Raw genomic sequence first — 21,781 nt, forward strand, 5'->3', positions numbered from 1 at the left:
TTGGGAGGGTGAAATGTTGGGGTTTCGGTCAGCTTAAGCCAACGGCTTAGAGCACGGCGAAAATGTCCGACTCGCGCATGATGAGCAGGTCCTCACCGTCGACGGTGATTTCGGTGCCAGCGTATTTGCCGTAGAGCACCTGGTCGCCCACTTTCACCTGCGGCTTGATGATGGTGCCGCTGTCGGCGGTTTTGCCTTCGCCCACGGCCACAACTTCGCCACGCTGGGGCTTCTCCTTGGCCGTATCGGGGATGATGATGCCGGATTTGGTTTTCTCCTCGGCGGCGGCGGCGCGGACAATGACGCGGTCGGCCAGCGGTTTCATGCTAAGTGCCATTTTGGGTGTATTGGGGTTGAGTTAAGTGGAAATCCTTTGTGTCCGGCCCTCTCTCATTTCCCGTGCCAGCCCCGGAAACCTGACAAAATGGGCAGATTCCGTCATTACCAAGTGGCAGAAGTGGCGGATGCGCCGGTAGCTGCTAGTGGTTCGGCCGAAATAGCTATCTATGAGTTCACAGCCAAAACCAAAGAAAAAGCCGGTGCTTCCGTTAGGATGCACCGGCTTTAGCAGGTTCAAGGGCATAAGCCTTATTTGGCGGGCGTCGCGGGAGCAGGCTGCTGGGCCGGAGCCGTGGTGGGAGCAGTGCTCGTACCTGCCGGGGCCTGAGCGCCGGGAGCAGGACCGGTTGGGGCAGCAGGAGCGGGCAGCTTGGTTTCCAAGGCGCGCTGCTGGTTCACGCTGCGTACGGGGCCACCGCCGGTCGACGTCAGCATGTGCGAGCCGAGCGACAGTACCACCAGACCGATGGCGAAGCCCCAGGTGAGTTTTTCGAGCAGGTCGCCGGTGCGTTTCACGCCCATCATGCTGGCGGCCCCGCCGGCGCTAAACTGGCTGGAGATTCCGCCGCCTTTTGGGTTTTGGGCCAGCACCACGAGGGCCAGCAGGAAACACACAACGAGAATGAGGATAACGAGAGCAGTGTACATGAAATGGGTGAAAAGCTAAAGCTGCGAATTAGGCAGAGGGTTGCAAAGACTGAATTTGGGCTGCAAAGTACGCCATTTTTTCCGGGTGCTTCACCATGAGCTTTTCATAAATCTCAATGGCTCGGGCAATTTTGCCCTGCCGGACAAAGATGCGGGCCAGGTTTTCGGAAACCAGGTCGGGTTCGGCGCGGGTGCTGCGGGCGCTCAAATCGGTCTGGCCGCCGGGGGCGGGCGGTAGCATGCCGGGCCGGGTGAGGCGGGGCTGGCGCTTCAAAAAGCTGTTGATGAGGTCGAGCGGGGAGGGCAGCGCTGGCGGCGGCGGGCAGTGCGTGGCCCAATGGTCGAGCAGCAGCGGGTCGGGCTCGAAAAAGGCCCCGGCCGGCGGCAGGGCCACGGCGGCCGGCTGCGCGGCGGCTACTACCGCCGTCACGGTTTCAGCGGTTTCGGCTTTTGCAGCCAGCAGGTCTAGCAGTTGCATGGAAAAGCCCAGGCGACTGCTTTCGCCAAACGCATAGCCTACTTCGGCATCGCCGGTGAAAGCTGCCGGAGTAAACTGCGGGGTAGTTGGCGCGGTTTCGGGCAGGAACTCCTTCGTATTTAGGAGCTCGGGGCCAGCCAGGCTGAGCGTGGTGGCCGCGGCAGCCCATTCGTCCACCAGTCCCGGCAATTCATAGGTGGGTGCTATGGCAGCGGGCGTTTCGGCCAGTCCAAATTCAAAGCGGGCTTCGCCAGCTTCTGCCGGCGGACGAATGGCGGGCGCTTGGGCCGGCAACTCCATTTCATCCTCTTGCGCTGACTCGGTTACGGTAGGCGTTAAAGTATCCGCTGCCTGCACGGTGGGCTTCACTACCGGCGTACTGCCGTTTGCCGGCAGTTGCACGCCTTCTAAGTCGAGCAGGACTGGCAACTCGGTTTCGAGAGCAGGAGCGGGGGATGCCGCAACTTCAGCAGTCACCGGGGTTACTGATACCGGAGGCTGGGCAGGAACTTCCTCAGCAGAAGATTCATCAGCAACTACTGTTGCCGAAGTGGCTGCTGCCGGCATTGCCGGGGAGGGGAGCGGTGACGGTTCCGACTCAGGAGCCGGGGGCTCAGCCGTGGCAACAGGCAGCAATATTTGCTCGGGTAAAACGATTGGTGCTACCGGGGAGTTTGCGGGCTCCTGAGTCGTTTCGGCGTTGCCGGTGGCGGGAGGCAGCGGAATGGCAACTTGTTCGGCCTGCACCGGGGCGGGCGTAAGCTCCTCGGCCACGGTCGGTGCGGGGGCAAAGGGTGCTTCAGTAGTTAGAGGCGGGCCTTCTGCAACGGGCTCGGCCACGGCGGGCACTTCAGCGGCCGGCGCCACTTGCTCGATGAGGCGGCGCAAGAGGGTGCGGTCGGCGGCGTAGGTGGCGGCGCGGCGCAGGCGCTGGCCGGCCAGCATGGTGCCCTGGTCGTGGGCGGCTTTGGCCAGGAGCAGGTGGGCCGTCTGGCAGTAGGGAAAGGCCTGAGCCAGCTGTTCGAGTTCGCGCACTTCGGCCGGGCCTAAGGCCGTGGGGCGGTCGAGAACATGCAGAAGCGTGGCGCGGGTCACGGAACGGATGGGTTGAAGAAGAGCGTCGGCTGGAAGCCTAAAACCTCAAAAAGACCGGAAAGCCGGCAAATTATCGGGGCGCAACATTACGCTAATTTACGCAAAGAGCCATGCTATTACCGTCCAGTTAATCCGAATTGCCGTTCATAAAAGAGGCCAGACCCAGTAGCGAACTACGGCCTGGCCCGAAGTAAATACTTAGCGACTTACCAGTTAGCGACCGACTTGTTGAAAATATCGGTGATGATTTTATCTGTGGTGGTGCGCACGGCTGTGGGGTCGCTATTGATGGTGGCGATGTTGCGGTTGGCCGGGTAGTCGTCGAAGTTCTGAAACACTTGCTCGAAGCTCTGCTTGTCGTCTTTGGTGTTGGTGAAACGGATTTTAACCTGAATGGTGAGGCGGTTGGAACCGGCCTGGCTCACGCCATTTACCTGCTGAATGGAAGCGGGAGCAAAATCGTAGGCCACAATGTTGCCATCGAACTGCAGGTCGCCGTCGCGGGGTACAATCTTTAGATTGGTGTTGCGCTGAAAATAATCCTTCAGGTCCTCGGTGAAGCGCTGGGTAAGGAAAGCCGGCCCCTGGGGCGAGTTGTTCTGGATGGTCGCAATGGATATGGTGCGCACCGTGGGGTCAATGTTGGTGCCGGTAAATGAATAAATACCGCAACTGCTTAATAAGCTGCTAGCTATCAGCCACAAGCCGCAAGCCAGCAGGACGCGCAATATTTGCCGGGGGCGAAAAGCTTGTCGCTGGCGGCTGGCGGCTGGCAGCTTCATTCTACACTTGCTCCAGGTCATACTGCTTGAGTTTGCGGTACAAGGTGCGTTCCGAAATGCCCAAATCGTGGGCCGCGTACTTGCGCTTGTTGTTGTGTTTTTTCAACGCCTTGAGTATCATTTCACGTTCCTTCACGTCGAGCGAAAGCGTTTCCTCCTCGGTTTCGTGCGTGATGTCTTCTACCGGGGCTTCGTCTTCGTAACTGGCCACTGGCTCGCTGTTGTACGGGCCGGGGGCGGCGGGCAGGAAGTATTCGGTCCCCGGGCCGCCATCAAACGCACTGGTCGGAGCCGTATTGTTGAACAAGTGACTGTTTTGCCGCAGCAGTTCCTGAGCCTCGTGGGGGCGTTGGCCGGTGGCCAACTCCAGCACCATCTTCTTCAGGTCGGTCATGTCGCGGCGCATATCGAACAGGATTTTGTAGAGTAGGTCCCGTTCGGAATAACCAGCGGCCGAGCCATCGGGCGCGCCCGGACCCAGCAGCATGGGCAGCCGGCTGGCTTGGTCCTGTGGCAGGTAGGGGGCAAGGCGGCGGGCATCTACGTCCCGGTCGGTTTCGAGCACCGACATCTGCTCGGCGATGTTCTTGAGCTGGCGGATGTTGCCGGGGAAGCGGAAGCGGGTGAGTACCGGTACCGCGTCGGGCGTAAGCGTGATGGGCCGGGTGCGGTAACGCTCCGCCGCATCGGAAGCAAACTTGCGGAACAACAAGTAGATATCCTCGCCGCGCTCACGTAAGGGTGGAACCGTGATGGGCACTGTGTTGAGCCGGTAGTAGAGGTCTTCGCGGAAGGTGCCGGCCTGCACGCGGTCGAGCAGGTTCACGTTGGTAGCCGCCACCACGCGCACGTCGGTTTTCTGTACTTTCGAAGAACCCACGCGGATAAATTCGCCATTCTCCAGCACGCGCAACAGGCGGGCCTGAGTGCCGAGCGGCATTTCGCCAATTTCATCGAGGAAAATGGTGCCGCCGTTGGTCACTTCAAAGTACCCTTTACGCGCCTCATTAGCACCTGTGAAGGAGCCTTTTTCGTGCCCAAACAGCTCAGAGTCAATAGTGCCTTCGGGAATAGCGCCGCAGTTGATGGCAATGAACTGCCCGTGCTTGCGCGGCGACAAGGCGTGAATAATCTTGGAAAACGACTCCTTGCCCGACCCGCTTTCGCCGGTGATGAGCACCGTCATATCAGTAGGCGCGACCTGCGCGGCCACCTGAATGGCGTAGTTCAGCGCCGGCGCATTGCCGATGATGCCGAACCGGAGCTTGATGGATTGGATTTCTTGCGTAGTCAAAGGGAAATCGGGTTAAATGCTGTTAGGCAGCTATTTGCAGACGTTCGCGCGGGGCGGGAATCTCGCGTCCCAGCTCTTGAGCGAAATCCATCCATTCCTGGATGATGACCAAAACGTTGGCGAGAGCTGCTTCCTGCGTCGCACCATCTGCCATACAACCTGGTAGGTCAGGTACTTCCACAATAAAAGCCTGGTCTTCGGTGCTCCAGTACAGTACAACCGGATAATGATGTGGGTCGAACATGGTAATTGAAGAAGGGCGTTAGATAGTATCCAGTTTAAGGACTGCACGGTATTTCAACAAAATAGCGCGCACTTGTTTGGCTTGATACGGTTTCACTGCATTACCGATAGCCGGCTGAATATTGATTAAATCATCGATGCCTGCTTTGCCAAATAAATGGTGACTGCCGCGTATTCGTTTTTCGAACCCCAGGGTCTCGAGCAACAAACACAATGCACTAAAGTCCAGCGTTTGGTCGTGATGTCCCGAAAGCAGTTGCACCAGAAACTTTTGTCGCCGACTCATACTGCCTCGCCGAGCAGCGTGCTGGCTGTGGACGAATGCACCAGCACATTCACGTAGTCGCCTTTCTGGAAGTTTTGCTTGGGGAAAATAATAACCTGGTTCTGACTGTTCCGGCCGCTCAAATCGTCTTTCGAGCGTTTAGAGAAGTTCTCGACCAGCACTTTGTGTACCTGGCCCACGGCACGGGCGTTGCGCTCAGCACTGTGGACTTGCTGAATGTCAATCAATTCCTGCAAGCGGCGCTTCTTGATTTCGAGCGGAATATCGTCGGCCAACTTGCGGGCGGCCAGCGTGCCGGGGCGCTCCGAGTAGAAGAACTGATAGGCCATGTCGTACTTCACGAAGTGCATCAGGCTCTTGGTGTCCTCGTGCTCCTCCTCGGTTTCGGAGCAGAAACCGGCAATCATGTCGGTTGAGATGGCGCAGTCGTCGCCCAGAATTTCACGGATTCGGTTCACCCGCTCCTCGTACCAGGGCCGGTCGTAGGTGCGGTTCATCAGGGCCAGCACGCGGGAGTTGCCGCTCTGGGCCGGCAGGTGGATGTACTTGCAGATGTTCTCGTGGCGTGCCATGGTGTGCAGCACCTCATCGGTGATGTCCTTGGGGTGCGAGGTGGAGAAACGCACCCGCAGTTCGGGGCTAATGAGGGCCACGCGCTCCAGCAACTGAGCGAAGTTGACGTGCTCGGTTCCATCGGCTGACGACCACTTATAGGAGTCTACATTCTGGCCCAGCAGCGTCACTTCCTTATAGCCGGCGGCCACCAACGCGCTGGCTTCCTGAATGATGCTATGGGCGTCGCGGCTGCGCTCGCGGCCGCGGGTGAAGGGCACCACGCAGAACGAGCACATGTTATCGCAGCCGCGCATGATGCTGATGAAGGCTGATACACCGTTGGAATTCAGGCGCACGGGCGTGATGTCGGCATAGGTTTCCTCGCGGCTCAGCAGCACGTTCACACCCTTCTGCCCGCCGTCAACCTGGCTGATGAGGCCGGGCAAATCCCGGTAGGCATCGGGACCCACCACGAGGTCGACGATTTTTTCTTCTTCCAGAAACTTGCTTTTCAGGCGCTCGGCCATGCAGCCGAGCACGCCCACGAGCATACCGGGCTTGCGCTTTTTGTGCGAATTGATTTGCTTGAGGCGCATACGCACGGTCTGCTCGGCCTTCTCGCGGATGGAGCAGGTATTGAGCAGCACGAGGTCGGCGTTGGCGAGGTCGTCGGTGGTGTCGAAACCTTCGTCGAAGAGAATGCTCGACACGATTTCGGAGTCCGAGAAGTTCATCTGGCAGCCGTAGCTCTCGATGTAGAGCTTACGCTGGCGGCCGGTGCGGGTGGCGGCGGTCACGCGCACGTCACCGCTGGGCGTCGCCTCGGCGGTGGGAGCGGCTTTATCTAAAAAATCAAGGGTTAACAGGGGTTGGGCCATATTCTAAACGCGTTTCGGCGGAGGACAAAGATACGCCGCTGAGAGATAAAATGACAGAATGGCAGAATATTGTAGAGGCGGTTCCTGCCCCCGCCCGTCGTTGAATAGAACCCGAATCAAATGTTCAATGGCGGGCGGGGACAGGCCCCGCACCCTACTTGATACTGGTACCCAATACTTCCAGCAACGCTTTGGCTTTCAGCAAACATTCCTCGTATTCCCGCTCTGGGTCAGAGTCGTAGGTGATGGCGGAGCCGACCTGGAAGCTTAGATAGCCGGTGTCTTGGCGGTATTGGAGGGAACGGATGACGACGTTGAAATCAAAGTTTCCATCGGCTCTCACGTAGCCGATACTGCCGCTGTAGAGGCCGCGCCGGCTGCTTTCGTAATGCTCGATGAGCTGCATGGCGCGGATTTTCGGCGCGCCGGTCATGGAACCCATGGGGAAAGTAGCGCGGAGGATGTCGGCCAGGTGGGTGCCGGGGCGCAACTCGGCGGTCACGGTCGAAATCATCTGCCAGAGGTGGCGGAAGGGGTAGAGGCCGAATAGCTCGGGCACGCGCACAGTGCCGGTTTGGGCCACGCGGGCGAGGTCGTTGCGCACGAGGTCCACAATCATGAGGTTTTCGGCGCGTTCCTTTTCGTCGTGCAACAGAGTTTGGCGCTGCTGCTCGTCTTTCGTTGGTGTAAGGCCACGCCGGATGGTGCCCTTGATGGGCTGGGATATCACCTGGCCATTTTGGTGCGACAAAAACCGCTCGGGCGAGGCACAGAGCAGGAAATGGTCATGCCAGCGCACAAAGCCCGCAAATGGCGCGGGCGAAGCTTCCATCAACTGCCAAAAAACCGCCGTCGGTGGCAACCCAACGTTCTCGGCGTAGAATTCCTGGCACAGATTCAACTCATATACCTCCCCATTGAGAATGTCCTCGCGGATGGCTTCTACTGCTCGCAGATAATCAGCTTTGGCCAGGCGTGGGCGGAGCCGAGGAACCTGCAAAGTGGGTGGTTCCAGCACCGACTGGGCCATGATATGGGACAGCACGTCCGCCGACCGGCCGTGAATTTCCACAGAGTCAGTTCGCCAGAGCAGCCAGGTTTCCGGAGCGAATAAATGCAGTTCGGGCCATCCAAAACCGCTAAAGTTTTCGCTGCTCAGGCTTTCAATCGCATTTTTGGTGTCGTAGGTAATGAACCCCACGCGCAACATGTCAAAAGGAGCCGTGGCAGCACCCAAGGCTGCGAGCGAATCGATGGCGGCTGGTGCAGCGGCAGCCACTGCCAGCAGACGCTCGAATGGGCCAGTGGGGTATTCCTGGCCGTTTGGTTCAAAATACGTGCAGTGCTCGAACTGCGCGCCCCATTGCAAGGCCCGCTTGCGAAAGTCGGCCGGCAGCCCGGCTAGCGGCAGGATTACGGGAGAAGTTTCAGCAGGAGATGCAGTCACCGAATCAATCAAAAAAGCCAATGGGAATCCAAAGCCGTAACCAATAGCCTCACCGAAGTTCCCGAAGCGCCAGCGCCGCCTTGGCATCGGTGCTGTTCTTATACTCGTGCCAGGGGTAGTGCAGGGCCTTCTCAAAATAAAACCGGGCCTGGGCTTTTTTGCCGGCTTCCTGAGCCATGTAGCCCTGTTGCAACGCCGCCTGCGGCGCAAAATAGTAGGGGGCTTTGGGGCCAGCTACAGTTTGGGTGCGCTCGAAATAGAACCAGGCAGAGTCTAGCCGGCCCAGCCCTTGGAAGGCCCGGGCGCGGCGGTAAGGTTCCTCAATCCGGTCGCGCCACAGCGTGGTAGACGTAACCCGAAAAGTGCGGAGTGTGTTCAGGGCCTGCTGGTTATAGCCGCCGTCGGTCTGCAGGCGGGCGCGGGTCAGAATGGGGTTGAGGGCCACGGCTTCGTGGTAGTAGTGCTGGGCATAGTTGTCCTCTTCCACATCGGCCGGACCGGGCTGATTGATTTGCTCGCGGTAACGGGCCACGGAGGCGGCCGGCTGCCCGCCCAGCCACGCCGCCAAGTACAGCTTGAAGGCCGCATCCTTGCGGTAGTGCGCTCCCCGAAACTCGCGCAGAAACGTCAGGTTTTCGCGCTCCGAGGCGGCGTATTCGCTCTTGTAGAGCAGCAGGTCGGCGGCCATGTGGTGCAGGTAGGCCACGGGCAGGTAATCGGGGCCGGTAGGGCGGGCCCGAAAGGCTGCCAGGGCCGCTTCGCCGTGATGCTGGCGTTTGTTGACGGTGATTAAGAGGTAGGAAAACAACAGGTTATCGGGTTGCTGAGCTTGCAGGTGCTCCGCCAGCCGCAGGGCTTCTTCGGTTTTTTTGTAGTAGCCTTCCCGAATCATGGCCAGGTAAATCTGGCTTTCAATTTGGAAATCGTTGGGCTGATTAGCCGCCAGCGTCAGGTTTTGCAGGCCCGTGTCCACGTTGGCCGTCAGGCCCAGCAACGTCAGCAGCCAATGGTAGCCTTCCGGCAAAGAGCCAATGGCAAACTGGCAAAGGCCGAGCGTTTTGCGGGCGGGCACAAAGGCCGGATAGTGTCTGGCCACGTCCTGCATCTGGCGGTAGCCGCTGCGCAGGTGGTAGCCGCCCACCACCAAGTGCTTAAACAGCAATTGGCTAAGGCCCAGGTGCAAGGTGATTTCGGCGCGGGCATAGTCGCGCAGGGCACTGGCAGGCGCCTTGTCCAGGGCCGTGAGCCGTGTCTCCTGGGCCGTGGTTAAGGCCTCATACCGGCTGGCATCCTGAGTGATTAAGAGCTCGGCAAAGTCGGCGCAATTGGCCACCAGCAGGGGCGAGGGAGATGTTGGCGTCTTGGCTAATTCCGGCCGCAACAGTTCGCGGGCGGGCCCCAGCCGCAGTTTCAGCACATCGGCATAGGCGCGGCGGCTGGTGGCGGTGAGCTGGCTGGCTGCGGCAGAATTCAGGGGTTGAGCTTCCGGCTCAACGGCCTGAGCCGGCCCGGCAAAACCCGAAAACAGCAGCACGCTACCGGCCGCGCCCAGCATTGCTACGCCGCACCGGGCCACTCGGCCCGCCCGGTTTCGGACCCATGCACGCAGGAAAATACCAGCCGGAAATGCCATTGCTTGCTTAACAAAAAAGGAACGGCACGGGGCCGTTCCTTTCAATAATCTCATTCACTAAAGGGGCGCAAGCTTATACCGCGCGGGCTTCCACGTCGGCCAGAATGCGACCGCAGTGCTCGCACACAATAATTTTCTTGTGCGAGATGATGTCGGCCTGGCGTTGCGGGGGCACCGTGTTGAAGCAGCCACCGCAGGCGTCGCGGCGCACCAGCACCACGGCCAGGCCGTTGCGCACGTTGCCCCGGATGCGGGTGTAGGCCGTCAGCAGGCGCTCTTCCACGGGCTTGGTGGCCTCTTCGCGCTGGGCCATAATGCCGCGCTCTTCCTCCTCGTTTTCCGAAACGATGGTATCCAACTCGCTTTTCTTGGTTTCGAGGTCCTTGCGGCGCTCGTCCAGTTTCGACTTAGTGCCGCTGATTTCAGCGTTTTTCACGTCAATCTGGTACTGCGACTCCTTGATTTTCTTGTCGGCAATCTGAATTTCCAGGCGCTGGAGCTCAATTTCCTTGGCAATGGCTTCGAACTCGCGGTTGTTGCGCACGTTCTGCTGCTGCTCGTCGTACTTTTTGATGAGCGTCTCGGCGTCCTTGCTGGCTTGCTTGCGGCTCTTGATGAAGTCGTTGAGGGCCTGAATTTCTTCGTCGAATTTCTTGACGCGCACTTCGTAACCGGCAATTTCGTCTTCCAGGTCGCTCACTTCCTCGGGCAAATCGCCCCGCACGCGCCGGATTTCATCGAGCTGCGAGTCGAGGTGCTGCAACGTGAGCAGGGCTTCGAGCTTAGCGGCTACGGGAACGTCGGCGGGGGCCACGGCGGCACTATTAGCAGTCATACTGAACGGGGTTCGTAGGGGTTTCGGCGATTAAGACCGCAAAAGTACGCGAAAATCCGGCCGTTAGCAAATCTCTGAACACTTCGCCGGTGAACTGCTCGCTCTCGAAATGGCCCACGTCGCAGAGCATCAGCCGGCCCTCGGCCCCAAAAAACTCGTGGTATTTCACGTCGCCGGTCACGTAGGCATCGGCCCCGGCGGCCCGGGCCGCACCAATGAGAAATGCCCCCGCGCCGCCACAAATGGCCACCGTTTTGATAGGTTTCTCAAAGGCCGTGTGGCGCACCACCGGCACCAGCAGTTGCGCTTTTAGCAATTGCCGAAACGCGGCGGGCTCCATCGCCTCGGGCAGTTCGCCCACCAAGCCGGCCCCTATTTCCTGGTGCACGTTTTCCAGCTTAATCAGCTCATAGGCCACTTCCTCGTACGGGTGCGCGGCCTGCAACGCCCGCAACACGGCCGTCTGTCGGTGCAGCGGCAGCAGCACTTCGAGGCGCAATTCGGGCACGGTTTCGGGCTGGTGTTGGGCGCCAATGGCCGGCCGGGCACTTGCGCCGGGCGTGAACGTGCCGGTGCCCTCGGTGCGGAAACTACATTCAGCATACTGGCCCACCTGGCCGGCCCCAGCGGCGTAGAGGGCCGCCAGCACACGGCCGGCTACGTCGGTCTGCTGGTCCTCGGGGCGGTTGGGGACGTAGGTGATGAGGCGGGCCAGCGTGCCGCTTTGCGGGGCCAGCACGCGGGTGCGGGTCAGGCCCAGCTTTTCGGCCAGCTTGTCGTTTACGCCGCCACGCACGTTGTCGAGGTTGGTGTGTGCGGCGTAAATGGCCACGTCATTTTTGAGCGCGGCCATGATGGTTTGCTCCACTTCATTGGCCCCGGTGAGGCGCTTGATGGGCCGGAAAATGACCGGATGATGGGCCACCACTACGTTGCAGCCGCGCCGAATGGCTTCGGCTACCACGGCGGGCGTGCAGTCTAGGGTAATCAGCACGCCGGTTATTTCGGCTTGCGGGTCGCCGCATTGCAGGCCGGCGTTGTCGTAGCTTTCCTGATAGGCGAGGGGCGCGGCGGCTTCCAGCAGGCGGGCCAGGTCTTGAACGGTAGGCAATTTTCGGGGAGTGTTGAGTTTTAAATTACGAATTGAGTAGAAGTCGGCCCAGCGTTGCTACATATTGCGCCACGTTGGCTTCCGTGTTGCGGCTTTTGTATTGCATGAGGTAGCGCGGGTGGTCGAGCACAAGAATTTCATCAAACAGGTTCAGCTCCACATTCAGCCGTTTGAAGAATTCGCCGTTGCGCTTGCCCAGGCTGACGGCCACATCCCGGCGCAAACCTAGCTCCTGCACCTGCAGCCGCAACGAGAGCTGAATAGCAGGCCACAGCGCTTTGATGAGGGCTGGCGAGTCGTAGTAATTGTAATTTAAGCCATTTTTCAGCAGCACCAGCGGATACAGCGAGCCCACATAGAAGTGCTGATAAAAGGCGGCTGGTCCGCCCATTTCCGTGATGACTTTATACACAAACTGGGTGGAGGTTTCGGGACGCTGCCGGGGCAAATTGTGCGCAATGCCGCAGATGTCAGCCAGCGCGCTGGGGTCGGTGAAGGCCACGCCGGTGCGGCCCATGCCCAGGCGGCCGGGGTTGATGCCCAGTACTGCCACGCGGGGCGGGGCGTCGGGGTAGTAGCGGTGGGCAAAGCGGCTGAGCAGGTCAAACACCTCCGGCTCGCGGAAGGGGCTGCGGGCCTCCACACCGGCGGGCAGCGCCGTGGGCAGCGGAAAAGTGGTGAGAAAATGCAGCAGGCGGTCGGCGAAAGTCGGCATTGGTCAAAAGTACGCGTCCGGCTCCGGCCAATCCGGACGTAGTTTTGGGGCACGTATGGCCCGTTTGCTGGTATTTCTACTCCTGCCGTTTTCCTGGCTCTACGCGGGCGTGGCGGCCTTGCGCAACTGGCTGTATGACCGGGGCTGGAAGCGGGCCGAAACCTTTGCCGTGCCCCTGCTGGACGTGGGCAACCTGCGGGTGGGCGGCACCGGCAAAACGCCGCATGTTATCTGGCTGGTTGAGGAATTGTTGCGCCAAGGCCACCGGCCGGCCATTCTGAGCCGGGGCTACGGCCGCCAGACCAAGGGGCCGCGCCTGGCCGGTCCGCAGGATTCGGCCGCCACGGTGGGTGACGAGCCGTGGCAATACGTTGAGCAGTTCGCTGCCCAACACGTGCCCGTGGCGGTGGCCGAAGCGCGCCGACTGGGAGTGCCCCTGTTGCTACAAGCTCACCCTGAAATCAGCGTGGTGGTGCTCGATGATGCCTACCAACACCGCGCCGTGCAACCTACCCTTAACATCCTGCTCACGGAGTGGGCCCGGCCATTCTACCAGGATTTGGTGCTGCCCGCCGGGCGGCTGCGCGAAAGCCGGGGCGGGGCCCGGCGGGCCGATGTTGTTATCGTAACCAAAAGCCCCGCTATGCCGAACCAAGAGGAGTCGGGATGCGCCCAAACGGCTATTAGCGCCCGCATTCGGCCCTACCTTCGGCCGGGCACTCCGGTGCTTTTTTCAACTTATGTCTACAGTTCTCCGCAGGCCATTGCTGTTGGTGAGGAACGTAATTGGGACCAAGCGGTTGTTGCGGGCACGCCGGCCGTGCTGCTCACCGGCATTGCGCAGCCCGGTCCGCTCCGCGAGCACCTCGAAGGGCTGGGCTATGTGATTCAGCACCATGCCATTTTTCCTGACCACCACGCCTTCACTTCGGTCGACTTAGCGGCCCTGCGGGCGAATTGGCAGCCGGGCTGGCCTATTTTTACGACGGAAAAGGACGCCACGCGCCTGCAAGCGCCCGGTTTGCGGGCCGCAGTGGCGGGGCTGCCCATCTATACCATTCCGGTGCGGGTGGCGTTTCTGGGCTGCGGCGAGGCGGTGTTGCGCCAACTGCTGCCCGCTGCGCCCCGGCTGGAAAGCTGATTGGATTTATTGACCTAGACTTAGCCGGATTTTGACTGAATGCCGGCCCATTTGTTACCCGTTTGAAGGCTTCTCCACGATTGATTTCTGCTTGGCAATTTCCCCGGATTCTGGGCGGGCTGCTGGTGCTGCTTGGGGCGCTGCTGCTGGCACCTGCCGCGCGGGCGCAGGTGGTCGACGACACCACCAAAGTGCTGTACGGCCCCAAAACCACGCGCATCATCTACGAGGCCGAGGTATTGCGCGATTCCACTTCGGGCGTGCCCATCGATACCACGCTAACGCGCTGGCCCCAGTCGCGGTTCTGGACGCACGATACCACGTTTCAGCAGGATTTGGGGGCCGTGGGCACGGCGTCGCGGCCCTTGCTCTACCAGCCCAATTTGCAGCTGGGCGCGCGCTTTGGGCGCAACGTGTTCGACCGGTATGCCCGCGACGCCCGCACGGTGCCGTACTACGATTCCCGCTCGCCCTACTCGTTTTTCCGGTTCATTCAGTCGGGCTCTGGCGAGCAGGTATTTGAAATCAGCTACACGCGCAGCCTGAAAAAGAATTTCAGCGTGGGCGTGGCCTACGAGCGAATTGCTTCCAATAAAATCAACGCAGCCCGCTCCTCGCGCGATGGCCTGGTGGAGCATTCCAACGTGCTGCTGTTTGGCCGGTTCCAGACCGAGGACGAGCGGTACCACCTGTTGTTCAACCTCAGCACCTCGCGCCACCGAGCCGCCGAGCAAGGCGGTATCCGGCCGCTGAATGGCGAAACGCCCTACAACCTCTTCAACTACGCCCAGGAGCAGGTGAACCTGAGCCAGGCCATCAACTACGAGGACCGCGACGAACTGTACTTCACGCACACCTACCGGCTGCTCGGGCGCGGGCTCACCGTCTACCACACCTTCGACCTCAAGCGCCAATACAACAGCTTTGCCGATTTGAACCTGGCCGCCAGCAGCACCGATGGCGTACTAGAAGGGGCGTTTTTTCCGCGCACGCTCAATAGCCCCAAGGCGACAGCCACCATCGACCGGGCGCAGTACAGCCAGGCCGAAAATACGTTTGGCGTGCTGGGCCGCACCGACGCCGTAGAATACCGTCTCTATGCCCGCGACCGCATTGCCTCCCTCACCAGTCGGACGCTGGATTCTACGGCTACGGCCGCCAATCTGCTGCTCGGCGAGGCCGCGCCCACCCGCAATTTTCATCAGATATTCGCAGGTGGCACGGCGGCGTTCAACTACCGCAAAATATATGCTATCGAAACTGCCGGGGAATTTTACCTGCTGCCGCTCAGCGGCCTCAGTACTGATAGCTACAGCCCAGAATATTGGTTGCGGGGCAATGTGCGCACCGGTCCGCTGTCGGGGGAAATATTGGTCAATTCGTATTCGCCTACCCTTACCCAGCAGGAATTTATCGGCAACCATTACGCCTGGAGCCATTGGGATGGTAATTATGTGAGCCCCATCACCAAAGCCAAAGACGCGAAATTTGACAATACCAGCACGAAGCAGCTCACCGGGCGCCTGCGCCTGAAACTGCCGAATTTCGGCGCCTTCACCAATCAGCGCCTGGAAGCCAGCGTCAGCGCAGTCAACATTCTCAAGCTGGTGTACTACGACTCGCTGGCCCTGCCGCAGCAGCTCTCCGAGAGCCGTAACCTGCTGATTGTCTATGCGCGGCATCAAATGAAGCTGGGCCGGATAGGTCTCGACAATGAAGCCACTTACACACAGGGAGGCAACAAAACCGGCCTACGCATTCCGAGCCTGGTGAGCAATTCGCGGGTGTACTACGAGAGTTATATTTTCCGCAAGGCCATGTTCAGCCAGGTGGGGTTGGAGGTGTATTATCAATCCAAATACAATGCGTTTGATTACAGCCCCAGCACCCAGCAATTTTATCAGCAGAAAACGAACGCATTTATCATTCCCCGCACTCCCATCGTGGACGTGTTTTTTTCGGCTGATATTAAAACGGTAAACGTCTTTTTAAAAGCAGCTTTCGTCAATCAAAACCTGGGCATCGACGGCTACTATGCTTCGCCCTATTACAGTGGGTATCCGCGCCGGTTTCAGCTGGGCGTGCGGTGGAATTTCTTCGATTAGTGAGCAGAATTATGAAAGAGAAAACCATTCTTAAATTAAAGCTCAATACCGACCCGCGCTGGGTCAATATTGCGGAGAAAAACATCGAGGAAATTCTGGTTGACCATGCCTGGTGCGAGCAAAAAGCCGCCAGCACCGGCATCAGCATGATTATCCATTACCCCGAGAAAACCCGCCTGGTAGCCGAGCTGACCGACCTGGTGGCCGAGGAGTGGAGCCACTTCGAAAGAGTGCTCCTGGAGCTGCGCAAACGCGGTTTTGCTTTGGGCAAGCCGCGCAAGGACGAGTACGTGGTGCAGCTGCTGGCCCACGTGCGCAAAGGCGGCGCCCGCGAGCGTCAGCTCATGGACCAGCTCCTGGTTTCGGCCCTGATTGAAGCGCGCAGTTGCGAACGGTTTAAATTATTGTGGCAACATATTGCCGACCAGGAATTGAGTAAATTCTACTACGAATTAATGGTGTCGGAAGCCGCGCATTTCGTGAGCTACGTCGATTTAGCCAAAGAATATTGCGACCCGAAAATAGTGGACGAACGGCTACAGGAATTGCTGCAAATTGAAGGCGAAATAGTCACGAATTTGCCGGTGCGGGATGACCGAATGCACTGAGCGCAGAGTTTCGCGAAGTTTTAAAAAGGAATAGGACTTACGCAGTTGAAGCCCCAGCGGGGCGGCATATTGGTAGTAAGTTATTCATTATGCAATGGCAAAGCCCCGGCGGGGCGACACTCGCCAAGCACTCAACCGAGTGTCGCCCCGCTGGGGCTTTCTCCCCAACATCAGCCAGTTACTATCGAGATGGCGCCCCGCTGGGGCTGCAACTGCGTAAGTCCTAAAGGAAGTCTCGCTAAGTTGAAGAAGAGCAATTACTTCTTACTTAACTTAGCGAGACTTCCTTTTTAAAACTTCGCGAAACTCTGCGCGCCGCTAGATGGCTGGCAGCACCGTCCCACGCACCTCACCAAAGCCAATGCGGACGCCATTCTTCTCCGCGAAGCCGCGCATAATCACCGTGTCGCCGTCGAGCAGGAATTTGCGCTCGGAGCCATTGGGCAATTGGAGCGGCCGGGTGCCGCGCCAGGCCAGCTCCAGCATCGAGCCGAGCGAGTCGGGGGTGGGGCCGGAGATGGTGCCGGAAGCGTAGAGGTCGCCGGCTTCGAGGTTGCAGCCGTTGGAAGCGTGGTGGGTGAGCTGCTGGGCCATGCTCCAATACATCAGGCCGAAGTTGGTGCGGCTGATGGTGGTTTCGGGGCCATTGGCTGGCGCCAGGGCTACCTCCAGGTGCACGTCGAAGTTATGGGCGCCGCTTTGGGCCAGGTAGGGCAGGGGCGTGGGTTCCTGCCGGGGCCCGGCAACGCGGAAGGGCTCCAAGGCATCGAGCGTGACCACCCACGGCGCGACGCTGCTGCCGAAGTTCTTGCCCAGAAACGGCCCCAGCGGCACGTATTCCCAGCTTTGCAGGTCGCGGGCGCTCCAATCGTTGAACAGGCACAGGCCAAAAATGTGCTCCTCGGCCTGCGCAAGCGGCACGGTGCTGCCCAACTCGGTGCCGGTACCCACCACGAAAGCCATTTCCAGCTCGAAATCGAGCTGCCGGCTGGGGCCAAAGGTGGGCGTGGCCTCGTCGGGGGCTTTGCGCTGGCCGTTGGGGCGCCGGATGGGCGTGCCCGAAGCCACGATGCTGCTGGTGCGGCCGTGGTAGCCGATGGGCAGGTGGCGCCAGTTGGGCAGCAGGGCATTGGCCGGGTCGCGGAACATGGTGCCCACGTTGGTGGCGTGCTCGATGCTGCTGTAAAAGTCGGTGTAGTTGGCGGGTTTCACGGGCCGCAGCATGCGCACTTCGGCTTGGCGGAGCAGGCAGGCCCGCACGGCTTCTTCGTTGTCGCGCAGGCGGGGCTCGTCGTGGCGCAGCAACTCGCTCACGCGCTGGCGCACGGCCCGCCACGCCGGCCGGCCCAGGCGCAGAAATGCGTTGAGGGAGCGGCGCCGAAACACTTTGGGTTGGGCATCGCCCAGTTCGGTTAAATCCTCAAAAAAGCCGTACTGGCTGGCCGTGTACAGGTCGAGCACGTAGCCGCCAATGGCCACAGCCAAGTGCGGGCCCCGCTCGTCGGTTTCAAATACGCCAAAGGGAAGGTTCTGAATGGGGAAGTCACTTTCGGGGCGGATGTCAATCCAGGAGCGAAGCGCGGGCGAGTTGGGAGAGGTGGCCATGGGGTGCGGTGGGTGAGCACGCAAAAGTAGGGACGGGGGCTGTTCCGCACGGTTGAGCTTGGCCGGCTGGTGATTTTTTGCAACTTTGCAACTTCTTTTTTCACTTTTTCCTGCATGATTCATCCCGACACCGAACTGCGGTTTATTAGCCCCGAAATAGGCTTTGGCGTGGTTGCTACCAAGCTCATTCCCAAAGGCACTATCACGTGGGTGTTCGATTCGCTGGACCAACTTATTTCGCCGCAGACCCTGGCGCAGCTGGACCCGCTGCAGCAGGTGTTTCTGGAAAAATACTGCTACCGCGACCACCACGGCGACTACGTGCTCTGCGGCGACCATTCGCGCTTCGTCAACCACAGCTTCCGCTCCAGCTGCATCAGCACGGCTTACAATTGCGAGCTGGCCGTGCGCGACATTCACCCCGGCGAGGAACTGACCGACGACTATGGCTACCTCAACCCCGCCGAGCCCTTCGACTGCGTGCCCGAGCCCGGTAGCGCCCGCACCCAGGTGCTGCCCGACGACCTACTGAACTTCCATGCGGAATGGGACGCCCAGCTTCTCGACGCATTCACCCGTTTTTCCCGGGTAGCACAGCCGTTGCTTCACTTGCTCGACCCTTTGCACCGGCAGCAGGTACTGGCCGTGGCCGCCGGCGAGGCGCCAATGGCTTCTATCCTGAACTGCTACTACAACCCCAACCCGGCCGTTCAGCCCGCCCTATGAGCGCGCCGCTGCGCCAGCGCCGCCCCGTCCCGGTTCCGGCGCCGGGCGCCACCTACCGCACCCTGCTGCGGCTGGCCGGGCCGGTGCTGCTGGGCAGCCTCACGCAAAGCGCGCTGTACCTCACGGATTCGCTGTTTGTGGGCCAGCTGGGCGAGGCGCCCTTGGCGGCCGTGGGCCTGGGCGGGCTGGTATTTTACCTGCTCAGCACGGTGGGCGCCGGTCTGGGGCAGGCGCTGCAAACCCTGGTGGCACGCCGGTTGGTGCAGGGCCGCCCCGGTGCCGCGCGGCGTCTGTTCACGGCCACGGGCTACCTGGCCGGCGGCGGCGGCCTTGCTTTGGCCGGGGCCTTGTGGCTGGGGGCTCCGTGGCTGAGTGCCACGCTGGTGCCCGAGCCGGCCGTGGCCGCCCAACTCACGCAGTACCTGCGCGTGGCCGCGCTGGCGCTGCCAGCCAGCTTTGCCTGGCTGGCGCTGGTGGGGCTCTACACCGGCCTGGGCGAAACCCGCCTGCTGCCCTGGAGCGCCTTTGCCCTCACCGTTGCCAACGTGCTGGGCTCCCATGCCTGGGTGAGCGGCGGCCTGGGCGCCCCGGCGCTGGGCATTGCCGGGGCCGGCTGGGCCACGCTGCTGTCGGAATGCACGGGAACGGCCGTGCTGCTGGCCGGCTTGCTGTGGCCAACTCGGCCCGCGCTGGCCGGCTGGCTGCGCAAGTGGGCCTGGCACCCGCGGGCCGTCCGGCGCCTGGGGCAGTTTGCCGTGCCGCTGGTGGCCAGGCAGGTGGTGGAGGTGAGCGGCTGGCTGCTGTTTTTTGTACTGGTGGGGCGGTTGGGCACGCGGGCGCTGGCCGTGTCCAACATCGTGCGCAGCCTCTACACCTTTGCCAGCTTGCCCGCTCTGGCCCTGGCCGCCGCCCTGCAAACGCTGGTGAGCCGCTACGCCGGCCAGGGCCGCTGGACCGAGGTGCTGCCCACCGTGGGGCGGGCCACCGCCCTGGCTGTGGGCCTGGGACTGGCTCCGGCCGGGGTGCTGCTGCTGGCGCCCCGGCTGCTGGTGGGCTGCTTCAGTGCCGAGCCGACCCTGGTGGCCGCCGGGGCGCCCGTGCTGCAATTGCTGGCCGGGCTGCTGCTCACGTTTTCGGCCAGCACGCTGCTGGCGCACGCCGTGGTGGGCGTGGGCGGTGCTGGCCGCTCGCTGAGCATGGAATTGCTGGCTACCACCACATACCTACTGGCGGCGTGGGCGTGCGTGGTACTGCAGTGGTCCCTGGCTGGGGTGTGGGCCACCGAACTGCTATACTGGGCCCTGCTGGCGGCCTTGGGTTGGCACTACCTGCAGCGCGGGCCGTGGCGCCACGCGCCGGGCTAGGGCAGTTAAGTAGTCAGGCAAAAGTAAACTGATAGTGAAAAGGTGGTCATGCTGAGCGCAGCCGAAGCATCTCTACCGCAACAGTAAACCTAATTACTTGCGCGGTAGAGATGCTTCGGCTGCGCTCAGCATGACGTTCGAGTGAATACAATTACTTATGCACGAGTACTTAGCGGTGGCGCGGGGAAAAATATGACGTTCTTTCAGCCATTGCACAACCGTAACTACGCCAGCGCGCGCTGCCTACTTGGCCTCCACGGCTGTGATTTCGGGCACGGCTTTTTTCACGGTGTCTTCCAGGCCGGCGCGCGTCATCGTCGACATGGGGCAGGCCCCGCAGGCTCCTTCCCATTCCAGTTGCAGTACGCCCTCGGATGTAATGTTGGCCACGCGCACGTTGCCGCCATCGGTGGCCAGGTAGGGGCGCAGGGTATCGAGGGCCGCTTCAATGCGCGGCATCAGCGGATGGTCGAAAACGGAGGTTGCGGTTGGCATTTCCACGGGATTACGAATTCATTTGAACGACGGCCGTTTTGGGGGCCACGTTGTTGCGGATGCTCACCTGCCGGGCCACGGCTTCCGCCAACTCGGCGAAAAGCTGCCCCACGGCGGATTTCGGGTTCAATACGGCGGGCTGGCCCTGGTCGCCATTCTCGCGGATGCTCTGCACCAGCGGCAGTTGGCCCAGCAGCGGCACGTCGTGCTGCGCGGCGAGGCGCTGGCCGCCGTTTTCGCCAAAAATAAAATACTTGTTATCGGGAAGCTCGGCCGGCGTGAACCACGCCATGTTCTCGACCACGCCCAGCACGGGCACGTTGATTTGGGGCTGGCGGAACATCTGCAAACCCTTCTGGGCATCGGCCAGGGCCACTTTTTGCGGCGTGGTCACGATGACGGCGCCAGTCACGGGCACAGTTTGCACCAGGGTAAGGTGAATGTCGGAAGTGCCGGGCGGCAGGTCGAGCAGCAGGTAGTCGAGCTCGCCCCAATCTACTTCCGTAATGAACTGCTTGAGCGCCGACGAAGCCATGGGGCCGCGCCACACAATGGCGCTTTCGGCGGGGGCCAAGAAGCCAATGCTCATCAGCTTCACGCCGTATTTGATGATGGGCTGAATGAGGTTTTTGCCGTTCGGGCCCTGAAAAACGTGCGGCGCTTCGTTCTCTACACCAAACATGACGGGCATGCTGGGACCAGAAATATCGGCATCGACCAAGCCGACTTTAGCGCCCGTAGCGGCCAGGGCCACGGCCAGATTGGCCGTCACGGTGCTTTTGCCCACGCCACCTTTGCCCGAGGCAATGGCGATGATGTTTTTCACGCCCGGCAGCAGGTCGCCCCGGTTGTGGCGGCCAGTAGTCACGCGCGAAGTCATGGTAATCACCACGTTGGCGTCTTTGTCCACCATGGTGTGGATGGCGCGCTCGCAGGCATCGTGGATGAGCTGCTTGAGCGGGCAGGCGGGCGTGGTGAGCACCACGGTAAACGCGACGGTGAGGCCGTCAATTACAATGTTCTCAATCATGTTGAGCGTGACGAGGTCCTGGCCCAGGTCGGGCTCTTCCACGTAGCTCAGGGCTTTGAGAACGGCTTCTTCGGTAATGGTCATGGGAGGCAAGACGCCGGAAAATGGCGGATTGCAAAGATAACCCCGGAAGGGCCGGACCGGTTCGGGGCCACCACAAATTGCCTTTTCGTTACGAAGCCTTTAAGAGAAAAAATTAGTAGCAATAAATCGGCAATTTCAAGCCATATTTACAACCCTTCATCAACCTAGAGCGGGTTTCAAGTTAGTGTACGTGGTAGCCACAATGGTCAAACCAGTTTTTAGCGTCCTGTTCGCTTATCCATTCCGTGGCGGTCTGGATAACGCTTTCCAGCGCCTCTCGGGTG

The 21,781-nt window shown here is 60.6% G+C and carries 21 protein-coding genes; 5 read left to right on the forward strand and 16 right to left on the reverse strand.

The window, feature by feature from the left end; genetic code table 11:
• Window positions 1–46 precede the first annotated feature (46 nt).
• The 13 genes from groES to JKL48_RS08450 form a co-directional block, all read right to left on the reverse strand.
• On the reverse strand, window positions 47–337 hold the full coding sequence (gene groES / locus JKL48_RS08390) for a co-chaperone GroES (RefSeq protein WP_168673154.1): 291 nt from the start codon (window positions 335–337) through the stop codon (window positions 47–49).
• 251 nt (window positions 338–588) lie between these two features.
• Complete coding sequence (gene secG, locus JKL48_RS08395) at window positions 589–987, reverse strand: preprotein translocase subunit SecG (protein ID WP_201981300.1); 399 nt, start codon at window positions 985–987, stop codon at window positions 589–591.
• Between the two features lie 28 nt (window positions 988–1,015).
• Window positions 1,016–2,560: a hypothetical protein gene (locus JKL48_RS08400; protein ID WP_201981302.1), complete on the reverse strand. Its 1,545-nt coding sequence runs from the start codon at window positions 2,558–2,560 to the stop codon at window positions 1,016–1,018.
• A gap of 206 nt (window positions 2,561–2,766) precedes the next feature.
• On the reverse strand, window positions 2,767–3,288 hold the full coding sequence (lptE, locus tag JKL48_RS08405; RefSeq protein ID WP_236668680.1) for an LPS assembly lipoprotein LptE: 522 nt from the start codon (window positions 3,286–3,288) through the stop codon (window positions 2,767–2,769).
• A 55-nt stretch (window positions 3,289–3,343) separates the two neighbouring features.
• A complete protein-coding gene (locus JKL48_RS08410) occupies window positions 3,344–4,636 on the reverse strand; it encodes a sigma-54 interaction domain-containing protein (RefSeq protein WP_201981304.1) in 1,293 nt (430 codons plus the stop codon).
• A gap of 22 nt (window positions 4,637–4,658) precedes the next feature.
• Window positions 4,659–4,880 carry a type II toxin-antitoxin system HicB family antitoxin gene (locus tag JKL48_RS08415; protein ID WP_201981306.1) on the reverse strand — a complete coding sequence of 74 codons (222 nt, stop codon included), beginning with the start codon at window positions 4,878–4,880 and terminating at the stop codon, window positions 4,659–4,661.
• An 18-nt stretch (window positions 4,881–4,898) separates the two neighbouring features.
• Entirely contained in the window at window positions 4,899–5,141 is a 243-nt protein-coding gene (locus JKL48_RS08420; RefSeq protein WP_201981308.1) for a hypothetical protein, read from the reverse strand.
• Window positions 5,142–5,161: 20 nt separating this feature from the next.
• On the reverse strand, window positions 5,162–6,598 hold the full coding sequence (miaB, locus tag JKL48_RS08425) for a tRNA (N6-isopentenyl adenosine(37)-C2)-methylthiotransferase MiaB (protein ID WP_201981310.1): 1,437 nt from the start codon (window positions 6,596–6,598) through the stop codon (window positions 5,162–5,164).
• A 154-nt stretch (window positions 6,599–6,752) separates the two neighbouring features.
• The gene (gene pabB, locus JKL48_RS08430) at window positions 6,753–8,045 is read right to left on the reverse strand and encodes an aminodeoxychorismate synthase component I (RefSeq protein WP_317191910.1); all 1,293 of its coding nucleotides are present in this window, start codon (window positions 8,043–8,045) and stop codon (window positions 6,753–6,755) included.
• A gap of 49 nt (window positions 8,046–8,094) precedes the next feature.
• A complete protein-coding gene (locus JKL48_RS08435) occupies window positions 8,095–9,678 on the reverse strand; it encodes a DUF3808 domain-containing protein (RefSeq protein ID WP_201981316.1) in 1,584 nt (527 codons plus the stop codon).
• A gap of 73 nt (window positions 9,679–9,751) precedes the next feature.
• Complete coding sequence (locus tag JKL48_RS08440; RefSeq protein ID WP_201981319.1) at window positions 9,752–10,513, reverse strand: zinc ribbon domain-containing protein; 762 nt, start codon at window positions 10,511–10,513, stop codon at window positions 9,752–9,754.
• A complete protein-coding gene (locus JKL48_RS08445; protein WP_201981327.1) occupies window positions 10,503–11,624 on the reverse strand; it encodes a Nif3-like dinuclear metal center hexameric protein in 1,122 nt (373 codons plus the stop codon). The genes JKL48_RS08440 and JKL48_RS08445 overlap by 11 nt, the downstream gene beginning before the upstream one ends.
• A gap of 25 nt (window positions 11,625–11,649) precedes the next feature.
• Window positions 11,650–12,339, reverse strand: a complete 690-nt coding sequence (locus JKL48_RS08450; protein WP_201981328.1) for a uracil-DNA glycosylase family protein — start codon at window positions 12,337–12,339, stop codon at window positions 11,650–11,652.
• A 55-nt stretch (window positions 12,340–12,394) separates the two neighbouring features.
• On the opposite strand from JKL48_RS08450, the gene lpxK reads away from it, so the two are divergent.
• The 3 genes from lpxK to miaE all read left to right on the forward strand — a co-directional run bounded on the left by lpxK (window position 12,395) and on the right by miaE (window position 16,193).
• Window positions 12,395–13,480 (forward strand): tetraacyldisaccharide 4'-kinase, encoded by a 1,086-nt coding sequence (gene lpxK, locus JKL48_RS08455; protein ID WP_201981329.1) that lies wholly within the window; start codon window positions 12,395–12,397, stop codon window positions 13,478–13,480.
• An 80-nt stretch (window positions 13,481–13,560) separates the two neighbouring features.
• Complete coding sequence (locus tag JKL48_RS08460) at window positions 13,561–15,585, forward strand: putative porin (RefSeq protein ID WP_201981331.1); 2,025 nt, start codon at window positions 13,561–13,563, stop codon at window positions 15,583–15,585.
• A gap of 11 nt (window positions 15,586–15,596) precedes the next feature.
• Complete coding sequence (gene miaE, locus JKL48_RS08465; RefSeq protein ID WP_201981332.1) at window positions 15,597–16,193, forward strand: tRNA-(ms[2]io[6]A)-hydroxylase; 597 nt, start codon at window positions 15,597–15,599, stop codon at window positions 16,191–16,193.
• A 318-nt stretch (window positions 16,194–16,511) separates the two neighbouring features.
• On the opposite strand, the gene fahA is transcribed toward miaE, so the two are convergent.
• Window positions 16,512–17,798, reverse strand: coding sequence for a fumarylacetoacetase (gene fahA, locus JKL48_RS08470; RefSeq protein WP_201981336.1), 1,287 nt, complete (start codon window positions 17,796–17,798; stop codon window positions 16,512–16,514).
• 114 nt (window positions 17,799–17,912) lie between these two features.
• On the opposite strand from fahA, the gene JKL48_RS08475 reads away from it, so the two are divergent.
• On the forward strand, window positions 17,913–18,524 hold the full coding sequence (locus JKL48_RS08475; RefSeq protein WP_201981339.1) for an SET domain-containing protein: 612 nt from the start codon (window positions 17,913–17,915) through the stop codon (window positions 18,522–18,524).
• The gene (locus JKL48_RS08480; protein WP_201981342.1) at window positions 18,521–19,888 is read left to right on the forward strand and encodes an MATE family efflux transporter; all 1,368 of its coding nucleotides are present in this window, start codon (window positions 18,521–18,523) and stop codon (window positions 19,886–19,888) included. Before JKL48_RS08475 ends, JKL48_RS08480 begins: the two co-directional genes overlap by 4 nt.
• Window positions 19,889–20,131: 243 nt before the next feature.
• Here the strand turns inward: JKL48_RS08480 and JKL48_RS08485 are convergent, their stop codons facing one another.
• Together JKL48_RS08485 and JKL48_RS08490 are read right to left on the reverse strand one after the other, a co-directional pair.
• Window positions 20,132–20,383, reverse strand: a complete 252-nt coding sequence (locus JKL48_RS08485) for a NifU family protein (RefSeq protein WP_201981345.1) — start codon at window positions 20,381–20,383, stop codon at window positions 20,132–20,134.
• A 10-nt stretch (window positions 20,384–20,393) separates the two neighbouring features.
• On the reverse strand, window positions 20,394–21,497 hold the full coding sequence (locus tag JKL48_RS08490) for an Mrp/NBP35 family ATP-binding protein (protein ID WP_201981348.1): 1,104 nt from the start codon (window positions 21,495–21,497) through the stop codon (window positions 20,394–20,396).
• Between the last annotated feature and the right edge of the window lie 284 nt (window positions 21,498–21,781).

It is taken from the genome of Hymenobacter rubidus (genome assembly GCF_016734815.1).
In the GTDB taxonomy this organism is placed as follows: Bacteria; Bacteroidota; Bacteroidia; order Cytophagales; family Hymenobacteraceae; genus Hymenobacter; species Hymenobacter rubidus.